The sequence below is a fragment of the Trichlorobacter sp. genome, assembly GCF_034008105.1.
Lineage (GTDB): Bacteria > Desulfobacterota > Desulfuromonadia > Geobacterales > Pseudopelobacteraceae > Trichlorobacter.
Genome location: NZ_JAVEPN010000010.1, coordinates 1 through 19,958 on the forward strand (window position 1 = coordinate 1; position 19,958 = coordinate 19,958).

Genomic DNA, 19,958 nt, shown 5'->3' on the forward strand with positions numbered 1-19,958 from the left:
TACTTCCCAGGGAGAGACGATGCCAAGGGCCATACCAAAGAGCTGTTCGGGTTGCATGTGACGGGCACCTCCAAAATGAGATGACCGACTATACCACGGCTACCCACTCATTTCGACGAAGAGCCTTCTTGAACAGGTTGGTGATGCTATAAACAGTGGCAGCTATGCGAGCCCAGACCAAACCGAGCCAGAGATCATACAGCTTGGTGAAACTCCCCAGCCAGACAGCCAACCTGTTGATTGAACAGCGTTGATACGGTATAGATAGTCGACTACATCACCGGAGTCTTTATGCCTTCCCCTAAACAATTCCGTGAAGTACTGATCTTTGTTGCTGGTGCCACGCCCCAGATCATTACAGAAACTATCTATGCCCTGGCCATGCAAAATCCGCCGATTCATGCGGATGAACTGCATATCATTACCCATAGCCAAGGCAAGCAGCTTATCATGCAGAAGCTTGGTAAGGATGGAGTGCTGCAGCAACTGTGCACAGAGTACGGCATCCCACGGCTATCGTTGAGCGATGCCAATTTTCTGGTCATCACTGATCAGGACGGAAACGAGCTGAGTGATATCCGCACGGTCGCCGACAACGAACAGGCCGGCGACCAGATCGCTGCCTTTCTGAGAACAAAGGCAGCAGAGCCATCAGTAAGGCTGCATTGCTCACTTTCCGGCGGCAGAAAGACCATGACGCATTACATGGGGATTGCCTTCCAACTCTTTGCCCGCCAATGGGACAGGCTTTATCACGTCATGGTGGCACCTGAATTTGAGAAGGTGGAGCAGTTCTTCTACCCGCCCAAGCAACCGCATCAATTAACCGTAAAAAGCCGTACGGGGGAAGTCATCATCAACACTGCCGATGCCAATGTCTCACTGGTGCAGTTGCCAATGATCTACCTGCGGGACAAAGTGCCTTCCCAGGCGGCCACAATTCGCGAGATCGTTGCTGAAGGGCAGAAAGAGATCGATATGGCTGCCACACAGCGGCCTGTACGGGTAAACCTGGCAGAGCGTACTCTCTATATTAGCGACACGCTGATTGACCTCTCGCCGATCCAGTTGATGCTTTATACCACCTTCCTCAACCTCAAGCGTCAGCCATGCCGGTTCAGTTCCCGCGACTACTGCCATGAATGCACTGCCTGCTTTGTCCCACTAGTGGAATTGACCAGCAGTGAGGCCATCGAACAGATGGCAAAGGATTACCAGGCCATCTATGGCAATGACCCCTTAAAGGCGGATGAGTTGCTGGAAAAGTGGGATAGAAACCTGCAGACCGACCTGTTGCGGCAGCAGATCAGCAAAATCAACGCTGCCATTCGAGATGACCTGAATGACCCCACTCTGTTACCGATCTATAAGGTGTCAACCGTCAAGCAGTACGGCAGCAGCCGGTATGGAGTAAGGGTTGATAAGGGCAAGATACAGATGTAAGAGCAATCATGCTTTACAAATAGGCTTACCAAAAGTATAGTTTGGTGGCATATTATTTTGCCCGCAGGCGGACGTCATGATAGAACGGCCATTCTGGATAGAACGGATTGAAAAGGCGTGGGGCGAAACCCCTATAGTTTGGCTGTGCGGTGTTCGTCGCTGTGGCAAGACCACCCTGGCTGAAAAACTTGGGCAAGAACGCATGCTGTATATCAACTGCGACCTGCCCAGTGTTGAAGAGATGGTGCGTGATCCGCACCTGTTTTTCAGTTCCTGTACAAAGCCGGTAGTGGTGTTTGATGAGATACATCAACTACAGGACCCAACCCGGCTGCTTAAGATCGGCGCGGATCTCTTTCCCCATATCCGCATCCTTGCCACCGGATCGTCCACCCTGGCAGCCAGTTCAAAGTTTCGCGATACCTTGACCGGTCGCAAGCGCACCATCCATCTTGTGCCTGTCCTGCTGGAAGAACTTTCCGCATTTGGTGTTGAACTTCCCCGGCGTCTGTTCCACGGGGGGCTGCCGCCAGCGCTGCTGGCAACCTCCAAAGCCCCGGGGATCTATCGTGAATGGCTTGACTCCTTTTTTGCCCGCGATATTCAGCGACTGTTCGGCTTCCGGGACATGAACCGCTTCAATGCACTTTTCGAGTACCTGATCCGCCAGAGCGGCGGCCAGTTGGAAGTGACCAGAACCGCCAGCGCACTTGGCATCAGTCGTCCCACCGTAGAAAGCCACCTGCAAGCCCTTGAGATAACCAATGCCATGACCCTGGTGCGTCCGTTTTTTGGCAACGGCCAGAATGAAATCATCAAGATGCCCAAGGCATATGCCTTTGACACCGGCTTTGTCAGTTATGTCAGGGGGTGGGACCCGCTCCGTCATGATGACCTGGGACATCTTTGGGAACACCTGGTTCTGGAACAGCTCCAGGCATATTTCCCCGAAACAACCGTGCGCTACTGGCGGGACAAAGCCGGGCGTGAGGTGGATTTCATCATCGAGCGTCGTCGGGACGAGGTGGATGCCATTGAATGCAAATGGGATCAGACCTCTTTTGATCCCACGGCGTTGCAGCTTTTCCGCACGTACTATCCGCAGGGCAGGAACTATCTGGTGGTTCCTTCGGCAAAGCCATCGTTTATGAGGCGTTTTGGACAGATCGAAGTGATGGTATGTGAACCGTTTAATCTGGCTTCAGACCATTAAAGAGTGCGGCAGCAGCCGGTATGGGGTGAGGCTGGAGAGAGGTAGACATGTGTCAGAATTTAATAAGTTAAATCAGGAGATATGATGTCAAAAAAAATGTCAAAGCCAATACAGAATGATAATAATGAATTCGCTAAATATTCTAATGACATCAATCATGTAATCGGCTTATTTGCATATGCGTCATTTGTTTCATGCATGAGCCTAAATGGCGAGAATTATGTAAGTACTTTTTCAAAACAACAGTATTACGCTTGGATATCATTTGCAGTAATGCTTTTAGCAGTAATTACACGAGGTAACGGGATACGCCAAATAATTGAAAAAAGAACAAAAAACACATCTGTTTTTAAATTCATAATAGAAAATCCAATTTATTTTTCAGGAGTTGCACTTTTAGTTATGCTTGGTTTTGGTTTAGTTAAAAACTGATTAGAGGTGGACGGCTTGAACGACGACATTTTCATATCATATTCGCGACGAGACAACTCTAGCAACCAGATCAGTCAGCTTGTTGAAAGAATTAAGACTGACTTCAAAGCGTTTTCTGGTCGAGAGCTCAGAATATTTTTTGATGTCGAAGAAATTAGAGGCATGGATGACTGGCGTCACCGAATTCTGGATGGTCTGAAAAGGTCTCATCTGTTTCTAGCTTGTCTTTCCCCATCATATCTCGAAAGCGAATACTGCGAATGGGAGTTTAACGAATACTCCAAACATGAAATCGGGCGATTCTGTGGTTTTGAAGGAATTGCCCCGCTGTACTTTGTTGAGGTTCCTGGTTGGAATGACAAATTATTTGAACAGAACTGCAAGGCATGGGTTACGGAACTGCGTCGTCGACAGCAGTTTGATTTTCGCCCGTGGTCTACAATGGGAATAGAAGCTTTGCGTAATGCCGATGTTCAGGAACGGATGACTAAGCTCAATGAGCAAATTAAAGAGCGTATTCTTCGTGGGGAGCGGGCACGACAAGCCATTGGTAACGTTGATTCACACAATCCGCACTTCATGGGACGCAGAGATGAACTGCGTCGCCTACGTGAGAACGTAACATATGGGCGGGCAGGAGTTCTGACGGTTATTCATGGGGTTGGTGGGCTGGGAAAAACAGCGCTTGCCATAGAATACGCCCATTCCTACGCAGAGCTATATGGAGGGGGCAGGTGGCAGGTGCCGTGTGAAGGGAAAGAAGACCTTCGTGCTGTAATTACAGAATTAGCCTCTCCGCTAGAGATAACTTTTTCAGATGACGAAAAGCGTAGCCCGGTGCTTCAATTTGAGAGAGTTAAGGCTAAGCTGCATACCTTGGCAAAGTCTGGGAATTCACAACACTCACTTATAATTTTGGACAACGTTGACAAAGCAAATTTGCTTGATGTTTCGCAAACAAAGCATCTTCCTTCAGACGATTGGCTGCACATAGTTGTAACTTCGCGCCTTGGGGAACAAGAACTGGCAGGTAACAGCAGAGACAGGGCCTTTTTAGCAATTGACGAGATAAGTGAAAAAGATGCCTTGGCACTGATCGAGTCCCATCAGCCAAATGGAAAATTCGCCAACGATACCGAGCGTGATGCTGCTTTGGAAATTGTTCGATTTCTCGGGAATTTTACTTTGGCCGTAGAGTCGGTAGCAGTGTACTTGGGGCATTTTTCCAGTGATATTTCATGTGCAGCTTTTCTTGCAAGATTGGAGAAGGAGGGACTTGAAGGTCTGGATTCAGCTTCTGATACAGTAGAAGTGGTTGTGAGACATGGGGAAAAGCGGCTGAATGCTACGCTACAACAGACATTGGAGCGTTTGAATGAAGCTGAAAAATTAGTTTTGAATTATGCGGCATTCTTCCCGACAGATCAAATTGTAGTCCCATGGTTACGGGAACTGCTTGCTCAGGCATTCCCTGAGTATGGTAAAGATGCTGAACCTGGGTATCCAGATCCATGGAGTACACTTCTACGGCGACTAATCAGCTTAAGACTTATTCAAATTACAGGTATCGTAGCCTACGACAATAAGCCACTTATCGTTCGAATGCATAGACTTATTCACACTTACTTGGGCGACTTTGTTGCCGATAGTGATAATGTTAATTTAGCAGAAAAGTTTTTTGTCTATATGTATAGCAAAACAGAATATATAGCTAAAAATTACTTCGATAAGAATATTCATAACGAAATAAAACCATTAATATCATTAGCTATCAGATATGCAAAATTAGAAATAGAGTACGTTCAGTCCATGATTGATAGTATTGTATGCTTGGCAATAAATACTGCGTTGTATAGTGACGCAAAACTTTTATGCAGTAGTATGCTAGTTAATGATTTAAAAAAAGGAAACGATAAAAATATATCTTCAACATACAGTAAATTGTCAATTATTGAAGAAAATATCGGCAATCTAACAGAGGCGATTGAATTTGCAAAACTAGCTATAAAATATAACATGAATGATATTGTACTTGAAAATAATATAGCTAACATTTATGAAAAGATTGGTAATACAGATGAGGCATTAAATATCAAAAAAAATGTTGCTACTTTTTATTTGAAACAAAATAAGCGCGAAGACCTTATGTATGCGTTGTTGGTTAGTAATTTGTCAACTGCTGAATTTAAGTCTGGTAACATTCTTGAATCATATATTTTGTCAAAAAAATCCATGACCATAAGAGAAAAACTTTTGCCTGCAGGACATCTGGATATCGCCAAAAACTGTCTGATATTGGCATCTATTGCGAGAAAGCTTGGCCTTTATGTTGAATCAAAAAGCTATTCAGAAAAGTCGCTATTTATATTTTTAGATAGTTTGCCAGAAAATCATCCTGCTATATCTGATGCATATAGCGAAATAGCTTTGTCAGATAGGTCTCTAGGCAATATTGAGTCTGCTAAGGCAAGCATACTCAACGCAATCGAAATCTTAGAAAGAAACGATACTATTAACAAATATAAATTAGCGAATCTTTTAGCTATCCTTGCGTTAATAGAACACGACTTAGGTAATTTAGTAACCGCTAAAGTTATGAACAATAAAGCTATAGATATTGCACGAAGTATAAATGATAAAATTGGAGAATCAATTTATTGTAATAATTTATCATTTGTTGAAATGGATCTTGGTCTTTCAGATAGCGCAAAAGATGCAATGTTTGATGCGTTAAGCTCTGCAAAAAAAATATTATCAGAGAATCATCCTGATATAGATTTAATGTCAAATAATTATTCATATGTTGTTAGAAATACAGTAGATCCTTTTATTCAATATAAGCAATTGAATCGTGTAGAAAAGATTGGCCGCAACGATTCATGCCCGTGCGGAAGTAATAAGAAATACAAAAAGTGCTGTGGCGCTTGAAAGAAAGGAGCCCACAGCATATGAGCAACCAGTTCCAACGAACACGCTACCGTCTCCGTATCGGTATCACCGGTCACCGGACATTGCATGACATTCCGTTGCTCAGCACCTGTCTGCGCAACTTCCTCATCACCGGTTATCTTAAAGCCTTTACGCCGGAGGCCCTACAAACCCTAACCACGACCACAAACACCCCCATTATGTTCTCCACCATCTCTCCCTTAGCAGAAGGCGCAGACCGCTTGGTGGCGAATGTAGTACTCAAACATGGTGGTATGTTGGAAGCTCTGCTCCCCATGCCGGTTGAAGAGTATGAGAAAGATTTTATAAGCCCTGAATCAAAGTGTGAGTTTAGAGAGCTCCTTTCGCAATCCCACCATGTAACGGTAACAGAGTGTGGAGCACCTCTTGACGATCCGAGCTACCGTCAGAATGCATACCTGCGTGTAGGTGAAGAAACCGTAGCCCGCTGCGATATCTTGATTGCCCTGTGGGATGGCTTGCCTTCCCGTGGTATAGGTGGCACTGCAGATATCGTGGCCCTGGCGCTGAATCAGAATAAGCCGGTGTTTATTGTTTTTACATCGCAACCCGGTAAAGTTGAGCTACTAAACGGAGGCACGTTACAGGTGAAATTCATTTCTGAGTTGGATGCATTTAATTCCTTTCCAATCAATGATGCAGAGCTGGAGGCCTGCTGTGCCAGCACCTATCAGGAGATTTTTGGATCAGCTCAGTCGGAATCGCTACCGGGGCATTTAAAGGAGCAGGTCAGAACACAGCTGATACCAGCCTATTGTAGGGCATCAAAGATTGCTGAATATTACCAGGGTCGTTACAAGCGGGTTGGCCGACTTGGCTATCTTTTCTCCACGCTGTCGGTTGCCTTTATGGCGTTTGCCGTTGTTTTTGCAAAACATCCGTTTTTATCCATACCTGGTTACATTGCTGAACTATGCCTGCTTATCTCCCTGTTCATCATGATCCACCGTGCCGAGCATGCTCGGGTGCACCCTGGCTGGTTGGAAAATCGTGCATTGGCTGAGCGTTTACGTACAGCCTTTTATTTTGTGGCCTGTGGTGAATCCCCTGTATCTGGTAGCGGCCAGAAGATCAGCTATCACCAGAACCAAAGCTGGGTTGATTATGCGTTTCGCCAAATCATCTCCAGTATTCCTGGCTTAAAGCGGCCCGAATCAGATTCTTTGCAACAGTATTGTGCTTTTATCAATACAGGCTGGCTACAGGGACAGATTGCTTACCACACGCAGAATGCAGCTAAAGTATCAGTCAAGAGTACTCAGCTTATGCGCTGGATGAAGATGTGCTTCATACTGGCAATTGTGGTGTCAATTGTGCACCTGGTTATTGCAACGTATGGTGCAACAACAGGACATCATCCTGAAGGCCTGCTGCTCGTGCTGGAAGAACTTTTGTCTATTGTTGCCATAACGCTCCCGGCAGCCGGCGCAGCCGTAGGGGGCTACCGTGCACTGCTGGAACAATCTCGGATTGCAGCCCGCAGTCGGGCAATGGCACAGCACCTTTCAAGCATCATTGAGCAGCCGGTGGCGGATACACCTGAGGCATTTAGAAAGCACCTCGAACAAATTCAAGACGTGATGCTGATCGAGTCAGAGGATTGGTTGGCATTGATGGAGCATGCCGAATTGGAGCGGATCGCATGAATACCTTTGTCGGCAACCTGCGCCAGGACGTTTTGATATCTGATGTGAATAAGGAGAAGCTAGAAAATGACCTGCGTAATTTGGACAAAGTCTACGGGGTAGGTGCTACAGAAGCAGTGGTCTTTTACTGCGCCCGTATACTTGAGGCAATTTTAAAAGAGGCCCATGTTAAATTTTTTGAGATGAATAGCAAGACGGGCATCGCAGAATCAAAACTAGTGGAAATGGAAAGTGCGCTTTACGAGTACAACCTGCTTCAACAGAACCGTTATTACTGGGCAAAGGGGTTGAGGCTGCTTGGTAATGAAGTTCGTCACAGCTTGCGCAAAATTAAAGCGGACGAAGCAGACTGCGCCCTTGTTTTTCTCGAATTCATACTGGTCTGGTATTTTTGTGAGTTCCCGCTAGGACCGAGGCAAAATACCATCTACAAAGGACAAGCCAGGATTGATCGAGCTGGTGGCAATCTGCTGCCGGATTTAGCATGGACCTTAGACAGTAGCAGGCTGAATCCAGAGAAGCTTAAAGTCATATTTGGCCCACACGGGCAGGACTATTTTAAAAAATTCTCCACAAACTTCACGTTCCCACTGTTGCTGATCGACATCTTTATTGCCCAGGGCGACCATACTTCTGCAGCTCGCCTCATTGAAGGATTGGAGTCCTTTGCGTACAAGCAAAAAGGTGCCTTAAGATATCGCTTTTTTCAACTGCAGGGTTTGCTACTAAGCAGAGAAGACCGGCTAGACGAGGCCATGCAATTGCTTGAGAAAGAGGATGCTCGGTTGAGGGCAAGATCAGAGCGTATTGACGTTGAAACTACAGGCATTTTAGCTGGTGTTTATAAACGTATCTGGAAGCAGCGGCAGGATGAAGGCTACCTGCGCAAAAGTTATGAAACCTACCGCAGGGGCTGGCGAGACAGCAAAAATACTTACTTGGGTATCAATGCAGCAACTACCTCGCTTTGGCTTAATAACCCGCTTGAGTCTCAGCAGATAGCCAAAGAAATAAAGGGAATACTTGAGCAGCGCCGGAAGTTGATCCAGCAGAAAACAGATAATCGCTATGACCTTAACTATTGGGATATGGCAACACTGGCCGAGGCCTGCCTGCTGACACATGATTTGGAGAGCTCGGTTGAATTGTATCAGCGAGCCTTTAAAAACTGCAAGAATCAGCCGGAAGACATTGATGTTACCCGGAGGCAACGGGACAGCCTGATCGAAGGATTATCGGTTCCAGCATCTGTTATCGAAAGACTCCGCACTCTTTAAGCACTATTCCCGGTTGCCCATAATCAGGCCGATAATGGCAAACACAACGGCACTACCAACCAATACCAAGGTTTTTGCCAGCGGCACATCTGGTTTTACCATGTTGCCAATTACTGCAATCGCTATGCAAATTTTGGATACATCCCAACAGAGCTTAATGAGTGATGTGCGTTGGCGTTTATTCACCGTGTTCCTCCTGAATCCATGGATGATCAATGCGAACCTCAGCGTCCCATATTCGGTTGTCGGAATGGGAAAGAAAATATTTCCACAATGTTGTTGAAGGCAGTAGAGATGTAACCCTAAGCGAGATATACAATGCCCCAGAGATCGAAATACATGCTCGCCTCGTTTATTATTGGAGGCGGCTGCTTTGTTGTCATGATGTTCCTGCTTGCAACGGCCTATATTCCAGATTTTATGCCCCGGGCCTACGAAAATTTCAGACGTAGCGGGCTGATCACAATTGTGCCGACTATTGCTGCGGTCGGATTACTAGCCTCCGTTGGCTGGTTGTGGTGGGAATGCCGCGCTGCATCCACCCCAGACGAAGATCAGGAAAACTGATTCTGCCTTTCCCCCTAAGCCCGCCTGTCCACGGCAACCTTTCGGCAATGTTTCGTTTTGCTCCCCATCTGTCTGCTCAGTCTATAGTCCCTTAAAAGCTACTACGGAAATGTACCTCTGTGGAGTGATCAGAGGGCTATCTTGCGGGGTTCTCTACCTCGCTCCAAAAGACTGATGAAGAAAGGATAATCTATGGACAAGAAAGTGGTTACGATTGTAGCAGCGGTTGTGGCATGCCTGGGTTTGTTTTTGCCTATGGCGGTTGGCGGGAATCTGAGTGTGAGTCTAACCCATCTGACAGGCATTCCCAAGGCTCTGTACCTTGCGGTCCCGGCGGTTCTGGCCTTGGCCATTCTCCGTAAAGCGAAGCCGTTCAGCGGTGATCACGGCTGGTTGGCGGGGACTGCTGCGGTTGCCGTGCTGCTTGCCGTTGTCGCCATGCTTGGCGGTATGAACACACTTGAGGCGGTGGCGGCTATGCAGAACAGCAGCATGAACATGTTTAATGCGCTCGGCGGTCAGCAGCAAGAGGTTGTCAAGATCGAGACAACCATGGGATTGGGCTCCGTGGTGATTATGGTGGGTTGCCTTGCCGCTGCGATGGTTGGCTTGTGGGACAGTAAAGCTCACAAACAGTAGTGTTTGACCCAGAAGAAGCATCGCGAGGGGCGCCAGCAGTGGCGCCCCTTTTGTATAACAGGTGTCCTGCTGCATCCTTCCGCGCAAAATCCCCTGCAGTTTGGCCCTGCCAGCATCAGCAACCTTTCCGCAATGTTTCACTTTCCCTGGCATAAGCCTGCTCAGGCTACAGTTTCTCCAAAACCACTACGGAGGAGCTATGAATACGATAACCCTGATGACTGTCGTCTGTGCCGGCCTTGTGCTGTTGGTCGGGATTGTGCTGTTCAACACCATGGTCGGACGCAAAAACCGGGTGCAGTTCGCCTTCAGCGGCATCGACACCCAGCTCAAGAAACGGTTCGATCTGATCCCCAATCTGATCGCAACGGTGGAGCGCTACATGCAGCACGAGCAGCAGGTGCTGCAGCAGCTGACCAGCCTGCGTTCCCAGGCTGTGCGGGGTACTGCCACCACTGACGAGCTGGTGCAGATGGACAACCAGCTGACCTCGACCCTGCGCTCGGTGTTTGCCCTCTCAGAGAACTACCCACAACTACGGGCCAGCGAGAATTTTATCCAGCTGCAGGGGGCCCTGAACGAGACCGAGGAACAAATTGCCGCAGCGCGACGGGCCTACAACGCTGCCGTTACCGACTACAACAACGGCTGCGAGATGTTTCCCTTGAACATCGTGGCCCGGATGATGGGCTATCGCACTAAGCTGTGGTTCGAGATCAGTGAGGCCGAACGTCAAAACGTGAATGTGAAGGGGCTCTGGTCATGACCGTACATGAGTGTGTTGCCGACGCCCTGCAAAACGGCTTGGGCGAAACGTTATCAGCATTGGAACAAAGAAGACAGCAGGTGCTGCAGGGTAACAAAAAGATCATGCTCTGGCTTGGCGGGGCAACCATCGTCGTACTGGCAGGGATGCTGATAGGCGGCCAGCATTGGGGCTTTGCGCTTATAGCAGGCTTTAGTGTGTTTGTGATCGTGGCGCTGATCGTCAGCCGCCGTAAGGCTAAGCTGGCTCATCTGTTTAAGCAGGAGGCAATCCCCGAATTGTTGCGTACGGCCCTGCCTGGATTCTGGTATGCCAGCAGCCGCTACGTCAGTGAGTTTGAGTTCAATAGCGCCAACCTGTTCATCAGACCGGATCGCTACAGCGGCAAGGATTACTTTGAGGGGACCCATGGCAAGACCAGGCTGCGCTTTTCACTGGTGCATGCTGAAGAACAATACGAGACCACCACCACAGACACCGACAGTGATGGTCACACGACCACTCGGACCGAGGAACATTGGCGTGATATCTTTAAGGGCCTGTTCTTTGCCGCTGACTTTAATAAGCACTTCAACGGCTGCACCCTGGTGAGAGCTGGCAAGGCCGGTATCTTCTCTGGGCTGTTCGGTAATCTGGTCAAGCTGGAAGATCCCCGCTTCAATCAACAGTTCAAGGTGTATTCCTCTGATCAGATGGAGGCACGCTATCTGCTGACCCCGCGCATGATGGAGCGATTACTGGACCTGAAAGACAGCCTCGGCAGTATTGAACTGTCATTCGTCGGTTCTTGGGTTAATATCGCTGCCGGTGGGTTCCCTTACAACGCCTTCGAGCCAGACGTGAAGCATCCTTTTACTGATCCGGCCCAGGTGGAACGGACGCTGGGTTGGATTTTCCTCGTAGTGGGTATTGTGGAGGAGCTCGACCTGAATACCCGCATCTGGAGTAAACAGTGAAAGGAGCCGCGAGATGAGACGGTTAACGATTGTCGCAGTGATGCTGCTGGTTACGGGGTGCGGCTCCGGCACGCAGGAGCTATCTTCAGCGCCGCAAACCTCTGTGTTCGGGAAAGCAGCGAAAGGTGGTATGACAACGGGCACGGTATTTCTCAAGGATTGTAACAACCGCGAGATATCCACCAGCACGACAGCTGACGGCAGCTATACGTTGGATACCACGGGGCTGACCAAGCCGTACCTGATGAAAGCGGTGTTTGCAAACCATTCGACGCTTTATGCTATTGTTCCGGATAATGGAACGGCTCATATCAATGAGTCGACCAACTGGATAGCCCAGCTGGCAGCAGTGGGGCTCGAACTGGCTGAAGTATATCTGTACATTAAAGGGACACTACTGATCCTGCTGGCAAACATCGCAGGGGCCATCTCGGATGCGTTGCCGCAATAAGCGGAAGGAGCAGAAGCTATGGAACCATTGAAGCTGATCAGGCAGGTGCTCGAGCTGGTTGAACGGGAGCCGGTGGCCTGCCGCTTAATCCGCGATGTACTGCGCTGTGCGGAACAGTATGGTGCTGCGGTCTGTCAGATGGAGGCCGATCTGTTGTTTGCCGATCCTGAGGGTGCGTTGTATCGAGAGCAGGTACAGGCGTTGGATCAGAACCGTACCCTGGCGCACAATGCTTTGCTCGACGCCATCAATATCTGCAACCGTTACCTTCGTAAGTTATTGGGAGAGGCTATGCCACCGGGAGGAATTTATCCTGACCCCGTGCATATTACGAGCGCCAACCGGCGTGCCATTGGTAATTGGGCCGGCCGCCTGGTGGAACAGCTCTTCAGTGGCCGTCGTTGATCTGCATCTATTTCGAGTACAGCACCGCCACGATGCGGGCCTTGCGGTCCCCCACCGAGACCAGGCCGTGGGGTTGGCTGGAGTCGTAGTAGACGCTGTCGCCGCTCTTGACCCGGTAGATATCGCTGCCGTAGTGCAGGTCGATCTCCCCCTCCAGCACGTAGAGGAACTCCTCCTCACCCTCGTGGCGGAAGAACAGCTTGTCGTCCCACTGGGAGTTGTCCACCTCCACCAGGAACGGCTCCATATGCTTGTGGCGCATCCCCTGGGCCAGGGAATGATAGGTATAGGGACGGTGTTCGGCGTTGACCGCCTGGCGCTGCAGGTCGGGCCGCAGCTGTTCGCCATGGGTCACCACCAGTTTCTGACGGTTGCCTTCATCCTCGAAGAAGAAGTGGATATCCACCTTGAGTCCACGGGCGATCTTGAGCAGGGTGGCCAGGGGCGGGATGACCTGTTCGTTTTCGATCTGGGAAAGCAGCGGCTTGGAGAGGCCGGTCAGCTCAGAAAGCTCCTGCAGGGTCAGGCGCCGTTGCTGACGCTGGCTGCGGATTTTTTCGCCGATCCGGAATTCTTTGATCTGTGCCTTGATGTCGCTCACGGGCGGGGCCTCCTGCAACGGGCGGTGATGACGGGCAGAACGGTTGACAGTGGGCGGAAAAGTGATTATGTCTAACCCTGTTCTATTCGTATGAGATTACCATGTAGCAACTATCAGAACGGGTTGTCAATATGATGCATCATTACTTGTCGCTTTCACGTCTGGTGCTGGCCGGTACGCTGCTGTTGCTGCTGGCCGGCTGTTCGTCACCTTCCTCGGATGAACCGCTGCTGTTTTCTTCCAAGCGGCCGGTGGGGGAGGCCGAAGCGCCGGTCAAGCAGGTGCCGGCCGATGTACTGGCGGCCCAACGGGCCTTTACGGCGGTCTCACGGCAGGTCACCCCCAGCGTGGTCAACATCTCCACCCTGGGGCGGCGTAAGCTGGTGCGGCCGATGCCGGATTTTCCATCCTTTTTTGATGATTTCTTCGGTGGTCCCCAGGTGCGGCAGAACCGCAGCCTCGGTTCCGGTTTTATCATCAGCCGCGACGGCTTTATCGTGACCAATGAACATGTGATCCGCGATGCCGAGAGTATCCAGGTCAAGCTGTCCAGCAACAAGGTCTACCAGGCCAAGGTGGTGGGGGGCGATCCCAAGACCGACATCGCCGTGATCAAGATCGAGGCCAGTGACCTGCCGGTGTCGGTGCTGGGTGATTCGGACCGGATCGAGGTGGGGCAGTGGGCCATCGCCATCGGCAATCCCTTCGGTCTGGAGCATTCCATGACCGTGGGGGTGATCTCCGCCACCGGCCGTTCCAATGTCGGTATCGAAACCATCGAGAATTTCATCCAGACCGACGCCTCGATTAACCCTGGCAACTCCGGCGGGCCCCTGCTGAATATCCACGGTGAGGTGGTCGGCATCAACACCGCCATTGTGGCGAGCGGACAGGGGATCGGTTTCGCGATCCCCACCAGTATGGCCAAGCCGATCATCGCCCAGTTGGTGGAGAAGGGCAGTGTCACCCGGGCCTGGTTGGGGGTCGGCATCCGTCCGGTTTCAGCGGAGGAGGCCAACCGTTTGGGGCAGGAGCATGGCGAAGGGACGCTGATCACCGAACTGGCGCCCGGCGGTCCGGCCGAGCGGGGTGGCCTGCAGCCGGAGGATCTGCTGGTGGAGTTTGGGGGCAGCCCGGTCAAGGATCCTTCCCATCTGCAGCGGCTGGTGGCCGAGGCCCGGATCGGCAAGCCGGTGCAGGTCAAGGTGCTGCGGTCGGGACGCCCGTTGTCGTTGACCCTGGTGCCCGCTAACGCCGACGAGGCCCGTCCGCTACGTTCCTCCGGTCCGGGGCGTCTGTCGCGCTGAGGCAGCGACACCTGTTTACTTTATGCGCTAACTACGCTACAGTGCGTTCACTTTTTGTCGTGCGCACTCCCTCCGAAAGGACGGCCTATGAACATCATCACCAGTAAAGAGCAGGCAGCACGTCTGGCGCGGGCTGTCGTCTCGGATGTGGCGATCTACAATCAGGAGAAGGTGGAGAAGGGGATCAAGAACGACAACATCTTCGAGACCCTGAGTGAGGAGATCGAGGAGGGGCGTCAGCACTTCTATTCGCGGGTAGCGCCGGAACTGAACCCGGAACAGATCTTTGACCTGACGCTGGTGGATATCCTGATCAAGCGGGCCGGTAAGATTGAATCGCCGATCTGGTAGCTTGTTGGCAACACTATATTTTATGACAGAGGCGTACCCGCTGGGGTGCGCCTCTGCTGTTTGGAGCGCAAGGTATGACGACGGAACAACAGCATAATCTGATTGTGCCGGCTGAGGCAGCTGGGCAGCGTCTGGATGCCTTTCTGGCAGCGCAATTGCCTGGTCAGAGCCGGTCGTCGCTGCAGCGGCTGATCACGGAGGGGCAGGTGCTGGTGCAAGGCGCCAAGCCCCGTCCATCATTCAAGGTGGAAGCCGGGCAGCAGGTGCTGGTGACGGTGCCGCCGCCGGTGCCGACCACGCCGCTGGCCGAGGCGATACCTTTGACGGTGGTCTATGAGGATCATGACCTGATCGTGATCGACAAGCCGGCCGGTATGACGGTGCATCCCGGTGCCGGGGTCGATTCCGGCACCTTGGTCAATGCCCTGTTGGCCCACTGCACCGACCTGTCCGGCGTGGGGGGCGAACTACGGCCCGGCATCGTGCACCGTCTCGACAAGGGCACCTCCGGTCTGCTGGTGGCGGCCAAGCATGACATCGCCCACCGCGGCCTGGCGGAACAGTTTGCCGCCCACAGCATCAAGCGGCTCTACTGGGCCTTGATCTATGGCTCGCCCGCAGCCGAAACCGGCAAGATCAGCGGTATCATCGGCCGTCACCCCACTGAACGGCTACGCTTGTCCGGCACCGCCCGCCACGGCAAGCCGGCCGTCACCAACTGGCGGGTGCTGGAGCGGTTCGGGGCGGCCAGCCTGGTCCAGCTGCGGCTGGAGACCGGCCGCACCCACCAGATCCGGGTCCACCTGAGCGAGGCCGGCATGCCGCTGTTGGGGGACCCGCTCTACCCGGACGGCGGCCGGTTCAACAACCTGAAGGATACGCGTCTGAAGGGGATGATCACCCATCTGGGCCGCCAGGCCCTGCATGCCCGGGTGCTGGGTTTTGTCCATCCGGTCAGCGGCCAGTATCTGGAGTTTGCGAGTGAGCCGCCGGAGGATTTTGCGGGCCTGCTGACGTATCTGCAGGGACTGGCCGCGTAACCGCGGCCGGCTTCGGGCTGTGCGTGGACATCCGACCCTGGTCTGGTATACTTGCTCCTCAAATCTGTTGCAGTCTTTTAAGTATGGAAGGAGTCGCCATGAAGCTGTTTGAACCGTGCCAGCTTGGTTATCATGCCCTGCAAAACCGGGTGGTGATGGCACCGATGACCCGTTCGCGGGCACCCGGAAATACTGCCAATGCCCTGATGGCGGAGTACTACGGCCAACGGGCCTCTGCCGGTCTGATCATCAGTGAAGGGGTCTCGCCGTCTCAGAACGGCCTCGGCTACGCCCGGATCCCCGGCATTGCCACGGCTGAGCAGACCGTTGGCTGGAAACAGGTCAGCGACGCGGTCCATGCCGGCAACGGCAAGCTGTTTGTGCAGTTGATGCACTGCGGGCGGGTGGGCAATCGGCGTAACCTGCCGCCTGGGGCTGAGCTGGTGGCTCCCTCGGCTGTGGCGCTGAGCGGTGCGGTCTGGACTGACAGCCAGGGCGAGCAGCCCTATGATCTGCCCCGCGCGATGACCAGCGTCGATATTGCAAAGACGGTTGACGAGTACCGTCAGGCCGCCCGCAACAGCATCACGGCTGGCTGTGACGGGGTGGAGGTGCATGGTGCCAACGGCTATCTGATCACCCAGTTTCTCGATCCCGGTTCCAACCTTCGTGACGACGGCTATGGGGGTGATGCCGGGCGCCGCAACCGCTTCGCGCTGGAAGTTGCGGTAGCGGTGGCCGAGGCCATCGGACCGGGCCGGGTCGGTATCCGACTTTCGCCCTACGGTGTCTTTAACGATATGAGCGGCAGTTACGACGGTAGTGCGGAGCAGTACATCGACCTGGCCGGTGAGTTGGGCAGGCTGGGGCTACTGTACCTGCACCTGGTGGATCACTCCGCCATGGGGGCGCCCAAGCCTGATCCGGTCACGGTGCAGGAGATGTGTCGGGCCTTTCGTCAGCGGGGCGGCCAGGCGGTGATCCTGTCCGGCGGGTATGACATTGCCAGGGCCGAGGCCGATCTGCAGAGCGGCGCCGCCGACCTGATCGCCTTTGGCCGGCCGTTTATCAGCAATCCTGATCTGGTGGCCCGGCTCAAGCTGGGCCGGCCGTTGACCGAACCTGACCAGACCACCTTCTACACCCCCGGTCCGGCCGGCTATACTGATTATCCGACGGCCGCCTGATGCGGCCCCGGTTTGTCCCGAGGAGTAGCATTGTCCCTTCGCGGTTGCATTCACCCCAAAGGAGCCTGCCATGTCTCAGATCAACTGGATTACCGATGTTAACGAGGGGCTGTCTCTCGCCAGACAGCACAACAAGCTGGCCTTTGTCGATTTTTTCAACCCCAACTGAATCGGTTGCAAACAGATGGACGCGGTCGCGTACATCGATCCGGCAGTCATCTCGTTCGTCAATGAAACCGTCATCCCGGTCCGCACGCCAGCCAGTGACCCTGAGCTGGGTTCCCGCTACAAGATCAAGTGGACCCCCACCCTGCTGTTGCTGGATGCCGACGGTGTCGAGCAGTACCGCACCCTCGGCTTCTATCCGCCCCAGGAGTTGATCCCTTCGCTGCTGCTGGGCATCGGTACGGCAAAGTTCAACCTGCCCGATCGTCAGGCAGCCTGCGAGTGTTTTGGGGAGATCATCGGCCAGTATCCGGCCAGTACTCAGGCGCCGGAGGCGATCTACCTGAACGGCGTGTCGCGCTACATTGAGAGCCGCGACGTCGCCAACCTGATCGGCATCTACGACCGGCTGGCAAGCGAGTATCCGGCCAGCCCCTGGCTGACCAGGGCCGATCCCTACCGGCTGCTGAAGAAGTAACTGGCTCTGCTGAGCGGCACAGGGCATGCCCCGTGCCGCTCAGGCCGGTGTCGGATCGTCGGCCCGCAGCGCTGCCTTGATCTCGTGGGCCAGCTGCGGGCCGATGCCCGGCAGAGCCGCCAACTCGTCTTGGCTCGCCTGGCGGATACCCTCCAGTGAACCGAAGCGGGTCAGCAGCTGGCGCTCGCGGCGTGGCCCGACCCCTGGAATGTCCCGTAGCCTGGAGCGGAGCAGCTCATGCTCACGCAGGCTGCGGTGGTAGTCGATGGCGAAGCGGTGGGCCTCGTCACGGATGGCGGCCAACAGTCTGATCGGGGTCCCGTCCTGCCGCAGTTTGACGGGGTTTCTGCGCCCCGGCAGGAAGACCCGCTCCTCGCTGCGCTCCACGGTTACATCCTTGCCGTCCCCCTTGACCCGACTCTTGGCCAGAGAGACCACCGGCAGCTGCTCGCGCAGCCCCAGCTCGTCGACAATCGCCAGGGTGCTGTTCAGTTGGCCGACACCGCCGTCCACCACCACCAGGTCCGGCAGCCCCCATTGCTCGATCCGCTGCGGGCTGAAGCGCCGGCTAAAGACCTCCTTCAGCATGGCGAAGTCGTCCTGGCCGGCAATGGCCTTGATCCGGTAGCGCCGGTAGCGGCCCTTGTCCGGCGCGCCGTCCAGAAATGCTACCCCGCTGCCCACTGAATGGCGGCCCTGCAGGGTGGAGATGTCGTAGCACTCGATACGGCGCGGCAGGGCAGGCAGGCCCAGCTTGTGCTGTAACTCCTGCAAGGTCCGTTCGATACCCTGCTGTGCGGCGTGCTTCTCCTGCAGCGCCGCCTGGGCATTGCGGACGGCCAGGGCCACCAGCTCCACCTTCTCGCCCCGCTGGGGGTGCGCGAGCCGCACCTTTTTGCCCTTCAACTCCGAGAGCCATTCTTCAAGTGCGCCCTGGTCGTCCAACGGCTGGGGCAGCAGCAGTTCGTCCGGGATGTTCCGTTCAGCATCGTAGTAATGTTGGATGAAGGCCGACAGGGCATCACCATCTCCAAGTTCGCCGCTGCCGTGCAGCACGCTGCTGCCGGACAGGCTGCCGCCCCGGATAAACAGCAGGGCTACGGCTAGCCGTTCGCCATCGCGGGCCAGGCCGAGGATGTCGCTGTCGCCGCCCTGGCTGACCACCTTCTGACGCTCCAGGGTGGTGTCGATGGCCTGCAGCAGGTCACGCCAGCGGGCCGCCTCTTCATAGCGCTGCAACGTGGCCGCCTCTTTCATGCGTTGCTTAAAGCCCGTCACCAGATCCTTGCTCTTGCCCTCCAGAAACAGGAGCGCGCCATCCACCAGTGAGCCGTACTGCTCAGGGCTGATCAGCTGGAGGCAGGGGGCGCTGCACTGGCCGATCTGGTGGTAGAGGCAGGGCCGGGCCCGGTTCATGCAGGTCGTCAGCGGGTAGTGGCGCAGCGGGAACATCCGTTGTAGCTGGCGCAGCACCTCCCGTGCCGCCGAGGCCGAGGCGTAGGGTCCGAAGTAACGGGCGCCGTCCCGGACGATCTTGCGCACCACCGTAAAGCGGGGGAAACGTTCCCGCAGGTCGATCCGCAGCGAAAAGAAGGTCTTGTCGTCTTTGAGGTTCAGGTTGTAGCGGGGTTGATGCTGCTTGATCAGGTTGTTTTCCAGCAGCAGCGCCTCTTTTTCAGTGTCGGTGACCGTAAAACGGATGGCGGTTACCCGCGCCATCAGGAAGCGGACCTGGGGCCGGCCATCGGTGTTGCCGAAGTAGCTGCGTACCCGTTGGCGCAGGTTGCGGGCCTTGCCGATGTACAGTATGGCGTCGTCGGCGTCGTACATCAGGTAGACGCCGGGGCTGGTCGGGAAGGAGCGTATGCTGTCGCGCAGATCCATGGGCTGCATTGTAGTCGGCCGCGCGCCAAAAGAAAAGAGGCTGATCAGTGCCGCTAGGTTGGTCGGGCAGAGCACGGTGCGGCGTGAAATCGAGCTTTCCGCGGTTGACAAGGGGTTGCGAAAGGTGCTATGAAATACGCATTTTATGTCAGTGTTTCTTGGCAGTTATCAACGTTGCCC

Annotated in this window: 20 protein-coding genes; 17 read left to right on the plus strand and 3 right to left on the minus strand. The window is 53.6% G+C overall.

Features of this window, described 5'->3' with window-relative positions; genetic code table 11:
- Positions 1–291: 291 nt before the first annotated feature.
- The 6 genes from csm6 (at position 292) to RBQ93_RS07415 (ending at position 8,981) form a co-directional block, all read left to right on the plus strand.
- Positions 292–1,443: a CRISPR-associated ring nuclease Csm6 gene (gene csm6, locus RBQ93_RS07390; RefSeq protein ID WP_320371462.1), complete on the plus strand. Its 1,152-nt coding sequence runs from the start codon at positions 292–294 to the stop codon at positions 1,441–1,443.
- A gap of 76 nt (positions 1,444–1,519) precedes the next feature.
- Complete coding sequence (locus RBQ93_RS07395; protein ID WP_320371463.1) at positions 1,520–2,656, plus strand: ATP-binding protein; 1,137 nt, start codon at positions 1,520–1,522, stop codon at positions 2,654–2,656.
- Positions 2,657–2,740: 84 nt separating this feature from the next.
- Positions 2,741–3,088 (plus strand): hypothetical protein, encoded by a 348-nt coding sequence (locus tag RBQ93_RS07400; RefSeq protein WP_320371464.1) that lies wholly within the window; start codon positions 2,741–2,743, stop codon positions 3,086–3,088.
- A gap of 15 nt (positions 3,089–3,103) precedes the next feature.
- Entirely contained in the window at positions 3,104–6,016 is a 2,913-nt protein-coding gene (locus RBQ93_RS07405; protein ID WP_320371465.1) for a TIR domain-containing protein, read from the plus strand.
- 20 nt (positions 6,017–6,036) lie between these two features.
- Positions 6,037–7,704 carry a hypothetical protein gene (locus tag RBQ93_RS07410; protein WP_320371466.1) on the plus strand — a complete coding sequence of 556 codons (1,668 nt, stop codon included), beginning with the start codon at positions 6,037–6,039 and terminating at the stop codon, positions 7,702–7,704.
- Positions 7,701–8,981: a TRAFs-binding domain-containing protein gene (locus tag RBQ93_RS07415; RefSeq protein ID WP_320371467.1), complete on the plus strand. Its 1,281-nt coding sequence runs from the start codon at positions 7,701–7,703 to the stop codon at positions 8,979–8,981. Before RBQ93_RS07410 ends, RBQ93_RS07415 begins: the two co-directional genes overlap by 4 nt.
- A 3-nt stretch (positions 8,982–8,984) precedes the next feature.
- Here RBQ93_RS07415 and RBQ93_RS07420 read toward each other — a convergent pair whose 3' ends face one another.
- Complete coding sequence (locus RBQ93_RS07420; protein ID WP_320371468.1) at positions 8,985–9,167, minus strand: hypothetical protein; 183 nt, start codon at positions 9,165–9,167, stop codon at positions 8,985–8,987.
- 153 nt (positions 9,168–9,320) lie between these two features.
- Here RBQ93_RS07420 and RBQ93_RS07425 point away from each other — a divergent pair, with 153 nt between their 5' ends.
- The 6 genes from RBQ93_RS07425 (at position 9,321) to RBQ93_RS07450 (ending at position 12,765) form a co-directional block, all read left to right on the plus strand.
- Positions 9,321–9,548, plus strand: coding sequence for a hypothetical protein (locus RBQ93_RS07425; RefSeq protein WP_320371469.1), 228 nt, complete (start codon positions 9,321–9,323; stop codon positions 9,546–9,548).
- Positions 9,549–9,740: 192 nt separating this feature from the next.
- Entirely contained in the window at positions 9,741–10,187 is a 447-nt protein-coding gene (locus RBQ93_RS07430) for a hypothetical protein (RefSeq protein WP_320371470.1), read from the plus strand.
- Positions 10,188–10,386: 199 nt separating this feature from the next.
- Positions 10,387–10,953: a LemA family protein gene (locus RBQ93_RS07435; protein WP_320371471.1), complete on the plus strand. Its 567-nt coding sequence runs from the start codon at positions 10,387–10,389 to the stop codon at positions 10,951–10,953.
- Positions 10,950–11,909, plus strand: a complete 960-nt coding sequence (locus RBQ93_RS07440; protein WP_320371472.1) for a DUF3137 domain-containing protein — start codon at positions 10,950–10,952, stop codon at positions 11,907–11,909. The genes RBQ93_RS07435 and RBQ93_RS07440 overlap by 4 nt, the downstream gene beginning before the upstream one ends.
- A gap of 13 nt (positions 11,910–11,922) precedes the next feature.
- On the plus strand, positions 11,923–12,360 hold the full coding sequence (locus tag RBQ93_RS07445; RefSeq protein WP_320371473.1) for a hypothetical protein: 438 nt from the start codon (positions 11,923–11,925) through the stop codon (positions 12,358–12,360).
- A gap of 18 nt (positions 12,361–12,378) precedes the next feature.
- Positions 12,379–12,765: a DUF3232 domain-containing protein gene (locus RBQ93_RS07450; RefSeq protein WP_320371474.1), complete on the plus strand. Its 387-nt coding sequence runs from the start codon at positions 12,379–12,381 to the stop codon at positions 12,763–12,765.
- A gap of 7 nt (positions 12,766–12,772) precedes the next feature.
- Here RBQ93_RS07450 and RBQ93_RS07455 read toward each other — a convergent pair whose 3' ends face one another.
- Positions 12,773–13,366, minus strand: a complete 594-nt coding sequence (locus RBQ93_RS07455) for a helix-turn-helix domain-containing protein (protein WP_320371475.1) — start codon at positions 13,364–13,366, stop codon at positions 12,773–12,775.
- A 131-nt stretch (positions 13,367–13,497) separates the two neighbouring features.
- On the opposite strand from RBQ93_RS07455, the gene RBQ93_RS07460 reads away from it, so the two are divergent.
- The 5 genes from RBQ93_RS07460 to RBQ93_RS07480 all read left to right on the plus strand — a co-directional run bounded on the left by RBQ93_RS07460 (position 13,498) and on the right by RBQ93_RS07480 (position 17,894).
- Positions 13,498–14,673: a S1C family serine protease gene (locus RBQ93_RS07460; RefSeq protein WP_320371476.1), complete on the plus strand. Its 1,176-nt coding sequence runs from the start codon at positions 13,498–13,500 to the stop codon at positions 14,671–14,673.
- Between the two features lie 87 nt (positions 14,674–14,760).
- Positions 14,761–15,024: a hypothetical protein gene (locus RBQ93_RS07465; RefSeq protein ID WP_320371477.1), complete on the plus strand. Its 264-nt coding sequence runs from the start codon at positions 14,761–14,763 to the stop codon at positions 15,022–15,024.
- A 74-nt stretch (positions 15,025–15,098) separates the two neighbouring features.
- Entirely contained in the window at positions 15,099–16,064 is a 966-nt protein-coding gene (locus RBQ93_RS07470) for an RluA family pseudouridine synthase (RefSeq protein WP_320371478.1), read from the plus strand.
- A gap of 98 nt (positions 16,065–16,162) precedes the next feature.
- Positions 16,163–17,251, plus strand: a complete 1,089-nt coding sequence (locus RBQ93_RS07475; protein WP_320371479.1) for an alkene reductase — start codon at positions 16,163–16,165, stop codon at positions 17,249–17,251.
- A gap of 184 nt (positions 17,252–17,435) precedes the next feature.
- The gene (locus RBQ93_RS07480) at positions 17,436–17,894 is read left to right on the plus strand and encodes a hypothetical protein (protein ID WP_320371480.1); all 459 of its coding nucleotides are present in this window, start codon (positions 17,436–17,438) and stop codon (positions 17,892–17,894) included.
- A 39-nt stretch (positions 17,895–17,933) separates the two neighbouring features.
- Here the strand turns inward: RBQ93_RS07480 and uvrC are convergent, their stop codons facing one another.
- On the minus strand, positions 17,934–19,778 hold the full coding sequence (uvrC, locus tag RBQ93_RS07485; RefSeq protein ID WP_320371481.1) for an excinuclease ABC subunit UvrC: 1,845 nt from the start codon (positions 19,776–19,778) through the stop codon (positions 17,934–17,936).
- Positions 19,779–19,958 lie beyond the last annotated feature (180 nt).